The sequence below is a fragment of the Bremerella volcania genome (assembly GCF_007748115.1).
Taxonomy (GTDB): domain Bacteria; phylum Planctomycetota; class Planctomycetia; order Pirellulales; family Pirellulaceae; genus Bremerella; species Bremerella volcania.
On record NZ_CP036289.1, the window covers coordinates 4,151,956 to 4,170,187 of the forward strand.

Consider the following 18,232-nt stretch of genomic DNA (forward strand, 5'->3'; position numbering starts at 1 on the left):
AGATCGATGTCCCGACCCACCAATCTGATTTGCCTATGCTTGGCAGTGCTGTTTGCACCGGCAGTCGCGGCTCAGGCACAACAAGTTGTCGTCGAAGATGATTCGCGTCCCTGGTACTACTCGCGTTCGCCGCACATGGAAGTCGGTCTCATCTTCGGTCAAGCCGAACTGATCCGAGCCCAAGGCGAAGCTGCCGTTGATTATCAAACGGCTCGCGCAATTGCAGCCGATGCCTACGACAAGGAATTGGACAACGCCCTGAAAGCGGTTGAGATTTACTTCGAACGCCGCGCCGTGCGAGATGCCAAGGTCCTGAAGAATCATCTCGACGAGGCCGATACCCGCAAGGAAAAGGCGCTCCGCCGATTGGTCGATCATCCGGATCTCACCGGAGAAGGCATCACCAACGGAGCGGCTTTAAACACGATGAAAGAAGCACTGCGGTCAAGCGTTCTTTCGTTTGACTACTTGAACGATGACATCGAAGTGGCCGAGTTGATGGCTCGCTTCCAATTGACGCCTGACGACCTCTCGAAGATCAATCTGAAACTGACCAACGTCCGTGGCGAGACAGGCGTATTCCAGGCCGACACCGGCAAGCTCGGCAGCTTCCAATGGTGGCCTCATCTTCTGCAGAACGAGAGATTCAAGGAAGACCGCGAAAAGATCGAGAACAATCTGGAAGAAGTACGTCAGGCTGCTTCCCAGCAAACGGAAATCGATCCGATTCTGATCGATAAACTCGAAAACTCGATTCTGCAATTGGCCAACAAATTCCTTCAGGAAGTCGATGGACAGGCGATGGCCCGCAAAGGAGTCGCCGAGTACTACTTCTACCGCGAGTCGGAGCAACACCTGCAAAGCCTGTCGCATGCAGCTCGCCGTTTGAAGCGAGTTGGCAAAGCGGATGGAGCCTTGGTCATCAATGGCTACAACCCTTCGGTTGACGGTAAGAACTTGACCTCGCTCCTCTCGTACATGGTTCGCAACGGGGTTGAATTTGCCCCGCCTGAGCCAGGCAACGAGAATACCTATCAAAAGCTGTTTGAGATGGCGAAGAGCCTTTACGTTGCAACTTCAGCCGCTGATCCCAATCCCAATCCGTAGTCGCGGTCTTTAGTCCTCTACGCGTACGTCACCCAAGCCGGCTTCCGAATATTCGGTCGTCGGCTTGGGCTTTTTTGTGAAACAAAGCAGAATCGCCGGCAAGATGAGCAGATCACAGAGAAGTGCCGTCAGCAGCAGCCCGCACATGAGCCACGCGAAGCGAGACACCGGGGTAAATGGACTCAGGGCAAACACCAGCAGCCCCAGCGAGCAAATCAACGACGTTTGAATCATCGCCAGTCCACAGTGTTCGTAGGCAAGCCGAGTGGCCTCGGTCTTGGATTTACCGGCGCGAAGTCCTTTATTGAACCAACTAATGAAGTGTAGTGAGTCGTCGACTGCGATTCCAAGCGCCGCACTAGCGGTCAACAGCGAACCGATTTCGACTTGAACTCCCAGGAAGCCCATCGTGCCGAATGCCAGAAGCGTAGGCAGGACGTTGGGAATCATGCTGAACAGGCCGGTAACGAAATTCCGCAGCAGAATCATCATGATGACGGCGATCATCACGAACGCCAGGCCAAAGCTCTTGACCAGGTCGCTCAGCATCTCGCTTTGAGCTTTGAAGATGAGCGGCACCGAGCCGGAGTAAATGGGCTCGACGGTCGGATAGTTTTCCAGGGACTGATCAACACTTGCCCGCAGCCGTTCCATCAGCGCACCATAATCCAAACGGTCGGCCGCATGCACGCGAGCACTGATTCGCCAAAGCTCGTCCCCATCTTCGAGTCTCAGGTAATTCATATCGACATAGTTCGACAGGCGTCCTTCCAGGATTTTGCGAATCGATGCACGGCGCATCACGGCGCGGAACCCTTTCTCGTCCCTGGGAGGAATCACCGGGGCAAATGTCGCGGCGGACATGGTTGCCGAGACTCCTTCGACGTCCTGGATGCTTTGCTGCACGTGATCGATGATTCGGAATCGTTCGTCCGTTTGAATTTCCTCCGGCTGGTCGATTCGCAGGACGACTTCAATCGGAATGAGAGGGCCTACGTTTGCTTCCAACCAGTCGTAATCTCGCAAGATGGGCGCATCGGACCAAAACAGATCATGCAGTTGAGCTGACGTCGAGATCTTCCGCACACCAAACATTGAAATTAAAAGGACGACGAGAGAGCCTACGAAGATGGGCCACTTGGCAAAACTCATGTCTCGCGAAAGCGCATCCCAAACCGGTTGCAGCCGGGAAGCCGACGTGCTTTTGTGATGCCAGGTCGCTGGATCGATGGGAAACTTGTACATCGCGGCGGGTACCCAAATCAGCAAAACGACCGCTGCAGCCAGGATGGATGCCGCCGCATACGCCCCAAAGTTGGTCACTGGACGGATCTGACTGACGGTTAACGACAACATCCCGACCGCCGTCGTTCCGGCTGAAAGCAAGCAAGGAACCAGCGCGGAACGTAGTGCCCACCCGACCGATTCCTTCGCAGAACGCTCGGCAAGCGACTCTCGATAGTAGTTCATCAAGTGCACGCCTGAGGAAATGCTCAAGACGTACGTCAGGTTCGAGGCAAGCGTGAGCACCGAGTCCATTTGCTGGCCGCTGAAATACATGATGGCCATGCTGAGTTGCTCGCAGAAGATCGCCAGAACGAAAACGATGATCGTTGCCCTGGCACTGCGAAAACTGACCGCCATGATGAGAATGCACACGGCGAATGAACCAAGATTCAATGCGGCCAACGAACCTTTGCTGGCCTGATCAATCGCCACGCCGTCCAGCGTGGTACCTGCGACAATGAGATCTTCGCGACTTAGCCCATCAACCTGATTGGCCGCCTCAAGCGCGAATTCAATCGCCGCGGCTCGGTCCTCTTCCCCTTGGGGCGAGACGACGGCGACAACACACGTCTGCTCCCCATCTTCACCGATCAACAACTGCTTGAGTCGATCTATTGCCAGGCTCTTCGGTAATTCCAGCGGCTCGGAGGTCAACGATTTCAGGGCATCTGGTCCGGTGATCACCTTACCAAACCAAACAACTTCCTTGCCATCGACTTCCATTGCTGAGCCAATTGCCTGAGCATATTGAGCGACCCGAGGGTCTTCCAGCGTGCATCCTTTCCAGCTCACCATCAGCAATTCGTCAGTACCGAATCGCTCGTAGAACCATATCAACCGCTGCGTTTCTTCAAACGTTTCCGGTAACCAGTCTTCGACCCGATTCTTGATGCCGTCCCATGCCCCTTTGGTCCCGATCATGACGATGGGAGTTACGGCCAGAAAGAATACCAGGATGAACCAACCGAATCGGTCCTGCCACGAGGATTGGGACATGAAAAAAAACCAGGTTGCGAATCAATGGGCGACGACTAGCTGCGAAATTCGTCGATTGAGAATAACACATGCATCGTGCTTGAAATAGGATGAAATAGGAAGGACTAGCATGGCGAACTCGGCATTTCTCGGGAACAATTCATGATTCAAGTCGGAAAATGGCAAATCGACATCGTCTCTGGCGGACGCTTTTTACACGATGGAGGCGTGCTTTTTGGGATTGTCCCCAAGTCGATCTGGCAGACCGTCCAGCCAGCCGATTCGCAGAACCTGGTTCCCTTGGCGATGAACTGCGTCCTGGCCCGAAGCGACTCACACTGCGTACTTATTGACACCGGGCATGGTTCCAAGCTTTCGCCTCTGGATCGGAAATCGCACGGACTTTTGCCTGGTTGGCCGCTGCTCGACGAGCTTGCCGGGCTGGGTGTCACGCCCCAGCAGGTCGACCATGTCGTCCTCAGTCACTTGCACTGGGATCATAGCGGGGGAGCAACCTCCAAGGTGAATGGTTCGATTCAATCCACATTTCCCTCCGCCCAGTACGTCGTTAATCGACAAGAGTGGGCTGACGCTACCTCGGGACAAGTTGAGAGATCCGGCGGCTACATGCCGGCGGATTTCCTACCGCTCGACGAGTCAGGACAGCTACGGTTAGTGGATCACCTGGAAGAGGTCGTGCCGGGTATCCAGGTCTTACAGACCGGAGGGCATACCCTGGGGCATCAAGCCGTGCTCGTTGAGTCCAAAGGAAACGGCCTGATCTACCTCGGAGACATCGGTCCCACGTCTCACCACATCAGAAAACTGTGGTGCACATCATACGACCTTGATCTGATTCGCACGCGAGAGGTCAAAAAGCAACTATTTGACTTCGCCGCTCAGAACTCTTATCGCGTTGTATGGAATCATGATGTTGATGTGCCCGTGAGCCGGATTGCCGTGCATCCGAAACGTGAATATCTGGTTGAGATTTAGATTTTCCCAGATCGCAAGTAAAAACTTGGTATGCCCTTATCCAAGCACGCAAACAAACGTGTGACGCTCGATATTCGCGGTACGGAACATTACCCCCCAGTTTTCGCGTTTTTGAGGAATCGTACCCCACATAACCAAGAAGGATTTCCACCAAATCTCTTTTATTTCAGACACTTGCTGAGCCTACCCCCCATGATTTTCCATGGGAAAACCCCCGGTGTTTATTGCCTTCTTTACCCATTCTGTGTAATTATAGAGCTTCGTTGATCCTGCCTTTAGCGATGTAGCTAGCAAGTCCTACCCAATCGTTAATATTTGCTTAGTTCCAGCAGCTTGGAACTGCAGCGATCGGGTGTGTACACATGTGCACGCATCAGGCAGACACGACACGGATGGAGTAAATCAATGTTCCATTGCGCTATGACCGAACGAAAGGAGGTGTCACGGTCGGCCTTCAGGATTTTTCGATGTCAATCACGACCGATCGAACCGATGTTCCGGTAGCGATTGTTGGTATGGCTTGCCGGCTTCCGGGCGCGGCAAATCTAGAGCAGTACTGGCAACTTATTTCTCAGGGCAAGTCCGCAGTTGGCGAGGTACCGCCGGATCGACTGAATCGAGAAATCTATTACCATCCCGAAAAGGGAACTCGGGGCAAAACATACTCCACCAAGGCTGCTCTCCTAACCGATCGTACGTTCAACCGTCAGCGTTGCCCGCTTCCGCAATCGCTGATCGAGTCGGTCGATAACACGCATCTACTTATGACGGAGGTCGCTGCCGAGGCCTTTCGGCACGCAGGCTACGATCCGTTTCAACTGCCCAATCGAAACGTTTCCGTCTTTATCGGTCACGCTCAGGGAAGCTCTCGGCTGGGAGAGTTAACGTTCCAGACCTACCTGGATGATGCGATTGCCCTGCTGGAACAAACGCCAGGCTTCCAGGAACTGCCGCTTGAAATGCGCCAAGCCGCCGAGCGGGAATTGCTGGCCGAACTGAATCAGCAGTTGCCGCCGGGTCCTGACTCCACACGCTTTCTGAATTGCAACATGGTTGCCGGGACCGTCGCCAAGGCTTTCGGCCTCGATGGTAGCTGGCTGGCATTGAACTCGGCATGTGCGTCTTCGCTTCACGCGATGCTGATGGGTGCCCGGGCCCTGCAGCGTGGTCGTGCCGACGCCGTGGTTGTGGGTGGAGCCTCCGACTGCAAATCAGACTCGCTGGTACTCTTTTCCAACGCGCAAACCTTGACGAAGGATGACAGCCGTCCGTTCGATGCCAATGCCGACGGTCTGATCATGTCGGAAGGGTACGTCGCATTGGTCATGAAGACGCTCGACCGAGCTATTGCCGACGGTGACCCGATCCAGGCAGTCGTCCGCGGGCTGGGTGTAGCCACCGACGGACGCGGCAAAAGCCTCTGGGCACCGCGGAAGGAAGGCCAAATGCGAGCGATGCGTCGTGCTTATCGCAGCGGTGCAGATGCTTCGCGTTTGCAATATCAGGAGTGCCACGCGACCGCGACCCAGGTTGGTGATGCCACCGAACTGGAAACGCTGCGCGAAGTGCTTCAGCCCCAATTCGCACCGGGGAAGAAGATTCCGATTACCAGTGCCAAAGCCAACATTGGGCACTCGCTCGAAGCTGCTGGCATCGCGGGGATGATCAAGACGATCTTGTGCATGCAGCACAAGCAGTTCCCCGCCGCAATCAACATTCAGCAGTTGAATCCGAAAGTACCGTGGGACGATTCTCCATTCTTCGTACCGATGAAACCCGCTGTTTGGGAAGCCCCGGAAGATGGCGGCCCACGCTGTGCCGGCGTCAATGCGTTTGGCATCGGCGGACTGAACATGCATGTCGTGATCGATGAATACGTCGGCCAGACGACCGAACAGATTTGCGGACCAAGTAAACCTGCTGTGGAATCGGCCGAGGATCGAGCCATCGCCGTCGTCGGCATGGGGTGTATCGTTCCAGGTGCTGATGAACTCGACCAACTCTGGAACCTCGTTCAATCAGGCACCGATCCCAAGAGCCAGCCACCTGCTGATCGCTGGTCCGAACAGTCACGCGAGCGAGCAAACCGGGAAGGTTATTCTCCGCTGGGGGGCTTCATCGAAAAGTACGAGTACGATTGGCGTAAACATCGCGTCCCTCCCAAACAAGTCCAGGAAGCGGATCCGCTTCAGTTCATGTTTCTCGATGCCAGCGAGAAGGCCTTGGCCGATGCCGGCTACGATCGCGACTCCATCCCGAAAGAACTCGCAGGCGTCGTCGTCTGTACTGAATTCGGTGGCGATTTTTCTGATCAACTCGAGATGGGACTTCGAATTCCCGAAATGCAGGCCATCCTTGCGCGGCGGCTGGCCGAAAAGGGATTGCCGCCTGAGCAAATCAGTACCATCAACGAGAACTTCAGCAAGCACCTGTTGAAGAAGTGGCCAGCGCTAGTTGATGAAACTGGCAGCTTTACCAGCAGTACGTTGGCTTCGCGGATTAGTAAAACGCTTGACCTCAAAGGGGGAGCCGTCGCTATCGACAGTGGCGCCACCAGTGGCATGTCCGGCATCGCCTTGTGCATCGACTCATTGCTCTCCGGCGACAACGACATGATGATTTGCGCCGCTGGTCAACGACGCATGGGCCCTACCATTTACGATGGTCTCAAAGCGGCTGGCTTGCTCAGCACAGATGGCCAAGCGAAAGACTTGTGGGACGCCGAATTCAGTGGCATTGTCCCAAGTGAAGGGGTTGCAGTCGTCGTACTGAAGCGTCTTGCCGATGCCCGTCGGGACGGGGACAAGATTCGCGCGGTTATTCGAGGTCTTGGCGTCGGCACGCATGACAACCCGGCTGAAGCCATGCGTTTGGCTGTTGAGCGATCCTCGGTGATGGCGGGCATCGACCCATCAGAAGTCGAATTCGTCGATCTAGAAACAGACGAGAGCCGTGAAGTTTGCTCGTCATCCTTGGCGATGCTTGCTCATTCTCACGTCGAGGGAACACGGCAGCATCCGCTCAATCTCGCATCGACCACCGCCCAGTTCGGCCAAATGGGTGGCGGCGGTCCGATGCTGGCATTGGTTAAAGCCGCACTCGAGTCGCAAAAACAGGAAGTCGCACAAGGGATCGGTGTTCGGAAAGGAACGGGCCCGAACCTGGAATCCGTGCTTCGCGGAAACACCAAGCTGAGCCAACGAGGCCTCGGTGGTGTCGCCAACTGGGCCAAGGGTCAGGCTTTCTATCTATTGCTGGACAACGGTTCGCACGTTACGCCCAAGCCAGAAGCCGCGACTCCTGTCGTTGATCAGGCACCAGTAAATTCTGAGGCGAAGATCATCCGGCTTGGTGCGACCAGCCACCAACAATTGCTTGAGCGTCTTAGCGATGCCGTGAGCCGCGCCGAGTCGATCTGGAATGGTCCGTCTTCCGAGAAGTTCAACCCTGGTGATGCGTTTCGACTGGCGATCGTTGCGGATAGCCTCGCTAGTTTTTCCAAGAAGCTCGTGATGGCGTCAAGCCAAATGGGGAATGCCTCGGCTCAGCAGGTTCTGGAACAACAAGGCATCTTCTATCGTCAGCGGCCACAAACACCACCTCGCGTTGCATTCGTGTTTCCGGGGCAAGGTTCGCAATACGAAGGAATGCTGAAGGAACTAGTCGCCGTCTCGCCAGAAGCAGCGAAGACCGTCGCCGAAGCGGACGCGGCCATGCAGCGTCAGGGATTCCCGACGTTTTCGCAGTTGGCCTGGGAAGTTCCCACCCAACTTGGCAAGGACGTGTTTCAAACGCAGATCGCCATGCTGCTGGCCGACCTGACGTGCCTGGCAACGCTCAAGCAACAAGGGATTACACCTGATTTGGTTCTAGGACACAGTTACGGAGAATTTCCCGCACTGTACGCCGCTGGCGTTTGGAACCTGGACGATGTCATTCGCATGACGAAAGCTCGCTGCGATGGCATTCTGGCAACTTCCAAGAACGATGCCGGACTCTTGGCAACGACTGCCGCTCCTGACGAGATCAAGCGGCTCATTGCCGATTGCGGTTGCCAGGCCTACCTGGCCAACTTCAATGCTCCCGACCAGACCGTGATCGGCGGAAAGCTGGTCGCTCTGCAACAGTTGGCAACGGCGCTTAAAGCAAAATCCTACCCAGCTCGTATTTTGGCGGTACCGGCGGCGTTCCATACGCCCCTCATGGCAGGCTCCAGCCGGCTCTTGCAACAAGCGTTGGAAACCGCGTCACTTGCTCCTCCTTCGACTCCATTTGTCAGCACGGTCGACAATCAACAAATCACCGATGTCGAACGCATCAAGCGAAATCTGGGGATTCAATTAACGACCCCTGTTAAATACGTCCCCTTGATTGAGCAGCTTGATCAAGAAGCTCCCACTGTGTTCGTTGAAGTCGGCCCTCAACAGACGCTGACCAAATTGAACCGAAAGATCTTGTCGGCCGAGGCCAACGTCATCGCTGTCGACAATCCCAAGCGAGGGGCCTTGGAGTCCCTACTGGGCGTTCAAGCACTGCTTGATTGCCTCGGCGTGGGGGAGGCTTCGGCCCAGCCCAAACCTTTCAAACCAAACTTTGTTTCTGAAACTTCTACAGCACCGCAGCGTGCTGCGAAATCCGCGTTAACACCTTCCCACGAGATGAACCTGATGGACGATATTCCGCACTTTGATGCGACCGAACGTCGAAGAGCAAAGATGCGAGGAGCTTCGGATCGCCCGGTAGCTGCCGCACCGCAGGCACAACCTGCCCCTCCGGCAACTCCGCCTCAGCCTGTTGCTCCGCCGCCAGTCAGCCCGCCCAAGGTATCGACGCCGACTCAACCGGCCCCTACTAAGCCGCTCCCACCAATTACACCGCCATCAGTCCCTGCGGCTCCGCAGCCGGTTGTTCCACCAGCCACGCCGTCGATGAACGGTTCGGGGAACCACTATACCAATGGCTCGGCGAACGGTTCGGCCAACGGCGCAGCCGCCAAGTCCGCTCCAAAGTCCAACGCGGTGGATCTCGAAAAGTTCCTCGTGAACTTCGTCGTCGAGCAGACCGGCTATCCACCGGAAGTGGTCGACCTCGACGCCGACCTGGAAGCTGACCTGGGTATCGACAGCATTAAGAAGGCTCAGCTCTTCGGCGAGTTGCAGGAATACTTCGAGATCAGTACCTCAGCCACTGAGTTGTCGCTTGATGACTTCCCAACCCTACGGCACGTCGTCGACTTTCTGTCAGCCAATGGGGACGCAGCCAGTACGCCGGCAGCCGCCGCCCCACAGCCAGTTGCCGCGCCTCCGGTTCCGGCTCCAGCTCCGCAGCCAATTGCTCCTCCGGTAGCTGCACCAGCACCCCCAGCCGTCTCCCCGGAACCAGCGGCTCCGACAAACTCCACGAGCCCAGCCGAACTGGAAGCATTCCTGGTAAACTTCGTCGTCGAGCAAACGGGCTATCCGCCGGAAGTGGTCGACCTCGACGCCGACCTGGAAGCTGACCTGGGTATCGACAGCATCAAGAAGGCTCAGCTGTTCGGCGAGTTGCAGGAATACTTTGAAATCAGTACCTCGGCCACCGAGTTGTCGCTCGATGATTTCCCGACGCTGCGTCACGTTGTCGACTTCCTGTCGGCCAACGGACAGGCTTCGAGTTCCGCAGCGGCCTCTCCTGCCCCAGCCGCTATGGCCGCACCAATTCCGCCGCCACCGCCGGAACCTTCTCCCCCCATACCAGCACCTTTAACCAATGGTGCCACAAACGGATCAACCACCCCGGCGTCGGAATCTTCCGCCAACCCAGCCGAGTTGGAATCGTTCCTGGTAAACTTCGTCGTCGAGCAGACGGGCTACCCGCCGGAAGTGGTCGACCTCGACGCCGACCTGGAAGCTGACCTGGGTATCGACAGCATCAAGAAGGCTCAGCTGTTCGGCGAGTTGCAGGAATACTTCGAGATCAGTACCTCGGCTACCGAGTTGTCGCTCGACGATTTCCCAACGCTCAGGCACGTGCTCGACTTCCTGTCGGCAAACGGCCAACAAGTCTCCGCGAACTCCAACGCCAACGAGGCATCGTCTTTTTCCCCGGCCGCTCCGGCGCCGGCCAGGGAAACTAAAACCATCGCGCCGGCCGTAGCTGCTCCTTCCACGGAAGTTGAAGCTACGGACATTACTGATAATGAGTCGAACGAGGGCACTTCGTCCCTGCAAACGGTCGCTGGTACCCCCTATGAAATGGGCTATACCCACGGCAGCGTGTTCCGTAGCGTTATCCGTCGAACTTTGCAAACATATGCTGAGTATGTAGGTGAATCGGTCGACGAGTTGCCGGGATCGCGTCGCTGTCAGCAAGCCTATCAGTTGCTTTCTCCAGACCAACTGGATGAACTGCAAGGAATTGCGGATGCGGTCGAAGTTCCTCTGACTAATTTACTAGTTCATCACTTCGTCACGGCGGAACTCCTGTCTCAATCCGAACAGGTTGCTGCCGAAGGAGGTGATGAATCGGGCATGACGCATGCCGCCAGGATCCTATCCGAAGCAACCGGACCTCTACGGGAAACCATTCGTCTGGCGACGTTCCTGCGACAGCCGTTGGAAGGCATCCCTCACGTCGGCGTTACCGCCATTGGTACGGTTTATTGCGTGGGTGGGATGAACCGCGATGGTCTTGCCGCTACGGCAACCGGCGATCCCAATTTGTTCGAAATCCTGGGTACATCACCATCCCTCGAAGAGGCCATCGACACGACATCTTCGCTAGGAAGTCACCCGTATGGAAACGTAACTCTCAGCGAGCCAAGGACGCAGCGCCTCGCGACGCTTGAACTTGCCCCGCAAGGTGTTCAGATTGCCAGTGACGGTCCCGTTGCGCGGCAGCGTCAACCAGAATTGGTTGCTGTCTCCACTGTTTCGTCTCTCTCGATGACCGATTCCAATTGGAGTGATGAAAAGCCAAGTCAACTGGTCGAACAAGATAACCAGGACGCATTGGTCATCACCTTCGATTTCGCCGCGGAAACGCTTTCGGTAAAGCATCGCCTTGGTCAATCAGAGGCAGTCCCATACAATCTTGCCGCATTGAAAGCGACGCCTGAGCCGAGATTGCGAAGTCAGAGAACCGTCGCCCGTCTCCCCCTCACGCCACCAAATGTCACGGCCCGCTTCGAGATGGAGATGCGTGATGCACCGTTGTCGGCTTCAGCGGTAGCGCGCATGACTTGGCATGGGGCCGCTATCGTATTGGGCTCGGGACAAATGGCCGATGCTCTCCTCGCGAAGCTGAGAGATAGCGGTGTCGTCGTCCATCACGTCGCAGATGCGATGAACCTGGATGCAGCCGTTTCGCAAGTGGAAGCAATCTGCGAAGCGGGGCCCGCACCTCACCTGTTTATCACCACGGGGCGAGATGGCCATTCATCCGTCGCGATGGCCGACCAGGCGAAGTGGGAGTCGCAGCAACGATCAAGCATGGAGACGCCGCTATTCGTCTGCCAGAAGTGGCTGGCGATCGCCGACAAGCAAGGCTGGTTACCCCAAGCTACCGCGGTTGCCACGACCTCGCTCGGTGGCGACTTTGGCTTTAACTCGGGTTCAATCGGTGCTCATAGTGGAGCATTGACCGGGCTGATGAAAGCCATTTTCATCGAGTACACGGTAATGCGTGGCGGCCAAGGCCCCCGCGTGAAAGCATTCGATACTTGCGCAAGCGATTGCCCAGTTCAAGTTACCGAAAACATCTTCCGCGAACTGGCCTCCGGAAACCTCGACTACGAGGTCTCATGGTCAGGCGGTTCGCGGCGTGTTCCGTTTGCCGTCGATATCGCCGCAGAGAGCGTCGCTGCCGACTCGAGTCTTCCTCATGGTGCCTGGGTAGTTACCGGTGGTGCACGTGGCATTACCGCTGCTTGCGCCTTGGAACTAGGCAAACGATATGGTTTGCGACTTCATCTGCTGGGAAGCAGCCCCCTTCCAGAAATCGACCCAAGCTGGCGGTCCCTGGATGACGAAGGACTGAAGAAGCTCAAAGCAGAGACAATGATCGCTGCCCGCAAGGCTGGACAACCGGCTCCTCAAGCATGGGAACGGGTGCAGAAGAGTCTCGAGATTGATCGTTCACTGCGAGCGTTTAACGAAGCCGGCGTTTCGGCGACATACCATGTTTGCGATGTTTCCAGCCGCGATTCGCTTGCCAACGTGCTTGAGCACATTCGTCGTACCGATGGGGCAATCACCGGAATCTTGCACGGCGCCGGCATTGATAAATCGTGTCGCTTTGAAAAGAAAAAACTCGACGTCGTCCATGCCACGATCGGCATCAAAGCTGGCGGCTTGGTTCACCTGGCGGCTCTTACGCGTAAGGATCCGATTCGTCATGTGATCGGATTCGGTTCGATCGCCGGCCGCCTGGGTAGCTTCGGTCAGGCTGATTACTGCCAGGCCAGCGATCTTCTATGCAAGTTGTTGGGTGCCTACCGTCGCCAGCGCCCTTGGGTTCGTGCCGTGGGCTTCCACTGGCATGGCTGGGACGAAGTCGGCATGGCGGCTCGTCCGGAAACGCAAAGCGTTTTGCAGGAAAAGAGTGACTTGACTCTCATGCCATTGGCCGAGGGACTGGGACACTTCATACGCGAAATCGAAGCCGACACGCCACGAAGCGAGATTCTGATCACCGAACGTCGTCACTGGAAGCGTTTCGCCGATGGCCTCGGTCAGTTGGCAGAAAGCAAACGCGACAATCCAGCCCAAGAGGTAGCACCTTCGCTCCCATCAACCGAGCCGCTAGGTCCTGCCGATGCATCGGTCGAGCTACGTACGCAGCGCTGCGAGCTGAAACTGATCGAAGCTCCTCTGGCTGACGGCAGTCCGGCGACTCCAACTTTCCGAACTCCGGTATGGATTGTGGGAGAGAACGCGGATGCTGTTGCGCTGGAGGCTAAATTGGCCGGACTCGGCGCCGAGGTGTATCGCTTTGGTGTTCGCGAAGACCTCGATGCCCAGTTGGCCGAGTTGGAAGGGTTGCATCCCGATCGTCCCGCGGGTCACTTATTCCTCCTCTCGACTCGCGATGCGGTGCAGGGGGATATGCTCTCGGCCGAAGCGATCGAGAAGCGGAGGCATGATGGGATCATCGCTCCGTTCTTTATCGCCCAAGCCTGGTACAAACGGCTGATCAAGTCGCCGGAGTACGGTCCTGGCACACTTGTCGCGGCGACGAGTCTTGGTGGTGACTTTGGCTTCGAGTCAACCGTTTCGCTGCCTGATGGCGGTGGCATGGCTGGCTTCGTCAAATCGCTGCATATCGAAGACTCACGGCGAGAAGAGCGTGCCGCACGCTGCAAAGTGATTGATACTCCTGCCAACGAGACGCCACAAACCGTTGCCGACGCTCTGCTTCGCGAAGCGGCATCGGATCGCCCTGAAGTCGAAGTGAGCTGGGTCGCTGGCAAACGGTGCGTCGTCCGCCCGATTCAGGTTGATCTTCCCTTGGGGCCAATTGCCAACATTCCCCAGGGTGGCGTGTGGGTAGTGACGGGCGGTGCACGAGGCATCACGGCAATTGCAGCAAGAGAACTTGCTCGACGCTATGGCTGGAAACTCCATCTCTTCGGCAAGAGTCCGCCACCGATCGAAAACGCCCCATGGCGTAATTTCGACGAGGAGCAACTCAAGACCTACAAGACCCAGATTACCCGTCAGGCGGTCGCCGATGGGCAATCCCCCGGGGCGGCCTGGGACCGAGTCTTGAAGGACTGCGAGATCTTCAACAATCTGCAAAAGTTTGCTGAAGCAGGTATCCAGGCAACTTACCATCAGTGTGACGTTACCAGCCGAGAAGAACTTGCGGCCGCACTAGATAAGGTCCGGGCTACCGACGGCCCGGTGACAGGGCTCATGCATGGTGCCGGGCTCATCGAGCCAGGTCGATTTGAGCATAAGCGGCGTGGCTTCGTCGAGAAGCTCGTCCGCACGAAGTTCGACGGACTCATGCACCTGCTGGCACTCACCAAAAATGATCCTCTGACGCACTGCATCGGCTTCGGTTCGATCAGCGGTCGGTTCGGTGGTAACGGACTCAGCGACTACGCCGCCGGGAACGACTCGATGTCGAAGGCCCTCGACTGGCATCGCAAAGCCCGCCCAGATTGCACCACTTTGTGCATTCATTGGGAATCTTGGGAAGGAGCCGGGATTGCGACTCTGTCCCGTTTTGCCTGGGGTCCGCGCAGCGTCATGAAGATGAAATACATGCTGCCGGAAGAAGGCGTTCGCCGGCTGGAAGAAGAAATGGCCGGTGGCGGAAAGAAAGCCGAAACGCTCTACACGTTTGGCGATTTCTATCCGATGTTCTACCCCGAAGAGCAATACCCGCTTGGGGAATTTCAACCACGTTCGGGTGAAGAAGCCAGCGACGTTCCACTGATCGAGTCGACCCGTCGCGAAGGCAATGAGTTAATTGGAGACGTTCCACTCGACCCGACGGCGGATCCATTCCTGATCCAACATCGCCTGCGTGGCAAACCCATCATGCCGGTTGTGGCAACTCTGGAAGCCCTGCGTGAAGCGGCTGCCCTTGCCAGTGGTAAGACCGTGGTAGCTTTCCGTGACGTCGACATGGTGGACGGCCTCGTCTTCCATACCGATTGTCCGCAAACGGCCCAGGCCCGCGGAGAAGTGATCGACGATCAACTGGTTCAGTGCCGCTGGACGTGCGACTTCCGCAACCGTACCGGGGGGCTGATTCAAAAGGATCGACTTTACCTGGAAGCCAAAGCCGTCGTGGCCGACGAACCTTCCACGCCGACAACAACCCTACCCACGTTTCCAAGTGAGTGGCACGCGGTTCAGTACCCGGAAGACAGCGCCATTTATCATGGCCAACCTTTCCGCTGCTTGAAAGCGATTAGCTGTGAAGCGGCCAGTGGTTGGGGACACATTTTGGCGCAACCTTTGGTTGATTTGACCGGCGAGTCGAAGCGTGACGGCTGGATCATTCCTTCGTGTGTTCTCGATTCGGCTCTTTACGCTTGCGGATGCCACCTGTATCTGCATGGCGAGGGAGCGGTTTCTCTGCCACGCAAAATCGAATTGCTTGAACTGGGACGCGTTCCTCAAGATGGCGAGAACTGCTACGTCCATTTCACTTGTCGCAACATCGCCGAAAAGTCCGCGTTGTACGACATGGTTGTCGTCGGGCAGGATGGCACCGTCATCCTGAAAGCATCTGGCTACGAGAAGGTGATTCTCATGCGAGGGGAGGTCAAATGATTTCCACCTACCCACGCATTGTTCGCTACGTTTCGAATTCCGAGAAGTTGGGCATTCTCCCAGCACAATCCTGGTTGACCGACCTGGAATTGTCGGAGCTTTCCTATTGGAAAGACTCGTCACGACGAAACCAGTGGCTGGCCGGGCGTTGGCTCGCCAAGCGTCTTGTTACTCGCTCGTTGAATGTGGACCTACTGCGTGAAGTGGAGATCTTATCCCGAGGTAAAGACGGCCTTGGAAAGAGTCCAACGATTACCGTTGGCGGAATCAGCATTTCATGCCGTCTTTCGATTTCGCACAGCAATCAGGCGATTCTGGTTGGAATGACTAGTAGCGATGCGAGGATTGGCGTCGATGTGGCCTCGGGAGTCCCCCTGACGCCCGGCTTTCGATCCCGCTGGTTTAACGACAAGGAAGTGAAGTGGATTGAAACCAACACTCCAATTCGCTTGCCGGTTGCCTGGGCGTTGAAGGAATCGATCTTCAAGGCTTGCGGCAACGAGCGCAAGTGGGACCCTCGGTCGGTCGAGCTTGTTGCGATCGATAAGAATCGTGTCCATAGCCGTATTCATGGCGTCGATGTCGCTCCGCTTACGATGTGGGTCCGTACCACAAGGTCCGGGGCCGCAACCGCGGTCTGGAGCGACACGGCAAACCAGGAGGTGACGCTATGTTCTTAAGCACTGAGCACCATCCACAGATCCTGTCGCGCGACTGCTACACCAGCGAAGAAGTCTTGCAGAAAGAAATCGACTCCGTTCTTCTTCCCGCTTGGCATGCAGTTGCCCTCAAGAGTGAGCTTCCTAAAAACGGAAGCTACGTTACGTTCGAGATGTATGGTCGTCCGCTTATTCTTTGGCGATACGACGACCAATTCCACTGTTTCTTGAATGTTTGCTCACACCGCTACTCGAAACTGCGTAGCGATGCGTGTGGCACCTGTGAACGTCTTCGTTGTCAATATCACGGTTGGCAATTCGACGAGACCGGCAATGTTCGCAAAATCCCCGATGCCAAGTCGTTTCGCCCGCTGAAGCAGGGCATGCTGGGCCTAAAGAAGTATCGCCTGGAAACTTGCGGAGAGTTGATCTTCATCAACCTTGTCGATGAGGGTCCTTCGCTACGGGAATTCCTGGGCGAGATGTACTCGACGTACCAGGAGTGGTTTTCTCCTGACATGCATACGGCAATCATCCTCAATCGACCGATTCAAGCAAATTGGAAGTGCCTGGTCGAGAACGCCCTGGAAAGCTATCACACGACCGAGGTCCACCCCAAGACATTTGGCGAGTCCCCTTCCGAGGAGGACTGCGAACATCAATTGGAAGACTGGGGAAGCGTCCTCAAAGTCGACTTTAGCCAGGAAAAGTCTTTTCGAGCATCGCTCGACAAGTTTGGCCATTGGCTCGTCGGTCACCAGCGAACCCCAGTGTATCGCCACGTTGCCCACTATCCGAACGTCATGATCGCCCACCTTTCGCTTTACCGCTGGGTGGAATGCGTGATTCCAGTATCGCCTGGTAGTTCGACCTCGATCGTCCGCCTGATGTGCCACGTCGGGCAGAAAGGGCAACTACGGCGGCTCTGGAATCGCTACCTGATTAGCCGCTGGGCCAAAGACTTCTTGTGCCAAGTGGGTGAGGAAGATGCCCAGGTCATGACACAAGTCCAGCACGGACTAAGCTCCATCGACCAGCCCTTGGGTGGCCTGATTTCAACGCGCGAAGAACGCGTATATCACTTTCAGCATTACGTCGACCGCGCCGTGAACGACCGACGCGGCGAGCCTGCACGAGACACTATTCCGATTCACTATAAAGGTAAGACTTCATGATTGATTTGACCGGAAAAATGGCACTTGTCACCGGTAGTTCGCGAGGCATGGGCCGTGCTTGTGCGCTTCGCCTGGCGGAAGCAGGGGCGGATGTCATTGTGAACTACGTGACCTCCCGATCCGCTGCCATGGAAACGGCCAAGGAAATTCGCGCGATGGGTCGTCGATCGTTCGTCGTGAAGGCCGACGTCAGCCAAAAGGATGATGTCGAATCGATGATGGAATACATCGGCGAACATATCCAGCAATTGGACATCATCGTCAGCAACGCAGCCACGGGTGGATTCCGCCCCCTGCTTGCCGCGAATGAAAAGCATTTCGAGAACACGTACCACACGAACGTGCTAGCCATGCTGTACCTGGTTCAAGCCGGCATGCCACTTTTGGAAAAGAGTAAGGGCCGCGCGAAGGTGATTGGCATCAGCAGCCATGGCAGTGACATGGCCTTGCCATGGTACGGCTTGATCGGAAGCTCGAAGGCCGCTTTGGAAAGCCTGGCGCGTCACCTGACTCTCGAAGTCGGCGACAAAGGAGTCAACGTTAACATCGTCAAGTCCGGTCTCGTCGAAACCGATTCGACGAAGCGGCTTCCCGGCGCGGATCAGATGTTCGCCCACCGCAAGGACAAGACGATGATGGGAGATCGCATGCTTTCCATCGAAGACATCGCTAACGCGGTGATCTTCCTGGCGTCTCCTCTTTCCGACTTGGTTCAAGGAGAAACGCTGGTCGTCGATGGCGGCGCGGCGGTTCACGTTTAAGCAGG

General features: G+C 56.4%; 7 protein-coding genes. 6 read left to right on the plus strand and 1 reads right to left on the minus strand.

Translation table 11 applies throughout. The annotated features are described in order from the left end of the window. The first annotated feature begins 6 nt into the window (after positions 1-6). The gene (locus tag Pan97_RS16430; protein ID WP_144974386.1) at positions 7-1,107 is read left to right on the plus strand and encodes a hypothetical protein; all 1,101 of its coding nucleotides are present in this window, start codon (positions 7-9) and stop codon (positions 1,105-1,107) included. Between the two features lie 9 nt (positions 1,108-1,116). On the opposite strand, the gene Pan97_RS16435 is transcribed toward Pan97_RS16430, so the two are convergent. Further along, on the minus strand, positions 1,117-3,390 hold the full coding sequence (locus tag Pan97_RS16435; RefSeq protein WP_144974388.1) for an efflux RND transporter permease subunit: 2,274 nt from the start codon (positions 3,388-3,390) through the stop codon (positions 1,117-1,119). A 141-nt stretch (positions 3,391-3,531) separates the two neighbouring features. Here Pan97_RS16435 and Pan97_RS16440 point away from each other — a divergent pair, with 141 nt between their 5' ends. From Pan97_RS16440 to Pan97_RS16460, 5 genes are all read left to right on the plus strand, one after another. Beyond that, positions 3,532-4,365, plus strand: coding sequence for an MBL fold metallo-hydrolase (locus Pan97_RS16440; protein WP_144974390.1), 834 nt, complete (start codon positions 3,532-3,534; stop codon positions 4,363-4,365). A gap of 467 nt (positions 4,366-4,832) precedes the next feature. Then, complete coding sequence (locus tag Pan97_RS16445) at positions 4,833-15,632, plus strand: type I polyketide synthase (protein ID WP_144974392.1); 10,800 nt, start codon at positions 4,833-4,835, stop codon at positions 15,630-15,632. Next, entirely contained in the window at positions 15,629-16,312 is a 684-nt protein-coding gene (locus Pan97_RS16450) for a 4'-phosphopantetheinyl transferase family protein (protein ID WP_144974393.1), read from the plus strand. The genes Pan97_RS16445 and Pan97_RS16450 overlap by 4 nt, the downstream gene beginning before the upstream one ends. Beyond that, complete coding sequence (locus tag Pan97_RS16455; protein ID WP_144974395.1) at positions 16,303-17,466, plus strand: aromatic ring-hydroxylating oxygenase subunit alpha; 1,164 nt, start codon at positions 16,303-16,305, stop codon at positions 17,464-17,466. Before Pan97_RS16450 ends, Pan97_RS16455 begins: the two co-directional genes overlap by 10 nt. Then, a complete protein-coding gene (locus Pan97_RS16460) occupies positions 17,463-18,227 on the plus strand; it encodes an SDR family oxidoreductase (RefSeq protein ID WP_144974397.1) in 765 nt (254 codons plus the stop codon). Before Pan97_RS16455 ends, Pan97_RS16460 begins: the two co-directional genes overlap by 4 nt. Positions 18,228-18,232 lie beyond the last annotated feature (5 nt).

What these genes read in the sequence shown, in the direction of transcription:
- Pan97_RS16430 (WP_144974386.1), top strand. Translation starts at nt 7, where the DNA reads ATGTCCCGACCCACCAATCTGATTTGCCTATGCTTGGCAGTGCTGTTT.
- Pan97_RS16435 (WP_144974388.1), bottom strand. Translation starts at nt 3,390, where the DNA reads ATGTCCCAATCCTCGTGGCAGGACCGATTCGGTTGGTTCATCCTGGTA.
- Pan97_RS16440 (WP_144974390.1), top strand. Translation starts at nt 3,532, where the DNA reads ATGATTCAAGTCGGAAAATGGCAAATCGACATCGTCTCTGGCGGACGC.
- Pan97_RS16445 (WP_144974392.1), top strand. Translation starts at nt 4,833, where the DNA reads ATGTCAATCACGACCGATCGAACCGATGTTCCGGTAGCGATTGTTGGT.
- Pan97_RS16450 (WP_144974393.1), top strand. Translation starts at nt 15,629, where the DNA reads ATGATTTCCACCTACCCACGCATTGTTCGCTACGTTTCGAATTCCGAG.
- Pan97_RS16455 (WP_144974395.1), top strand. Translation starts at nt 16,303, where the DNA reads ATGTTCTTAAGCACTGAGCACCATCCACAGATCCTGTCGCGCGACTGC.
- Pan97_RS16460 (WP_144974397.1), top strand. Translation starts at nt 17,463, where the DNA reads ATGATTGATTTGACCGGAAAAATGGCACTTGTCACCGGTAGTTCGCGA.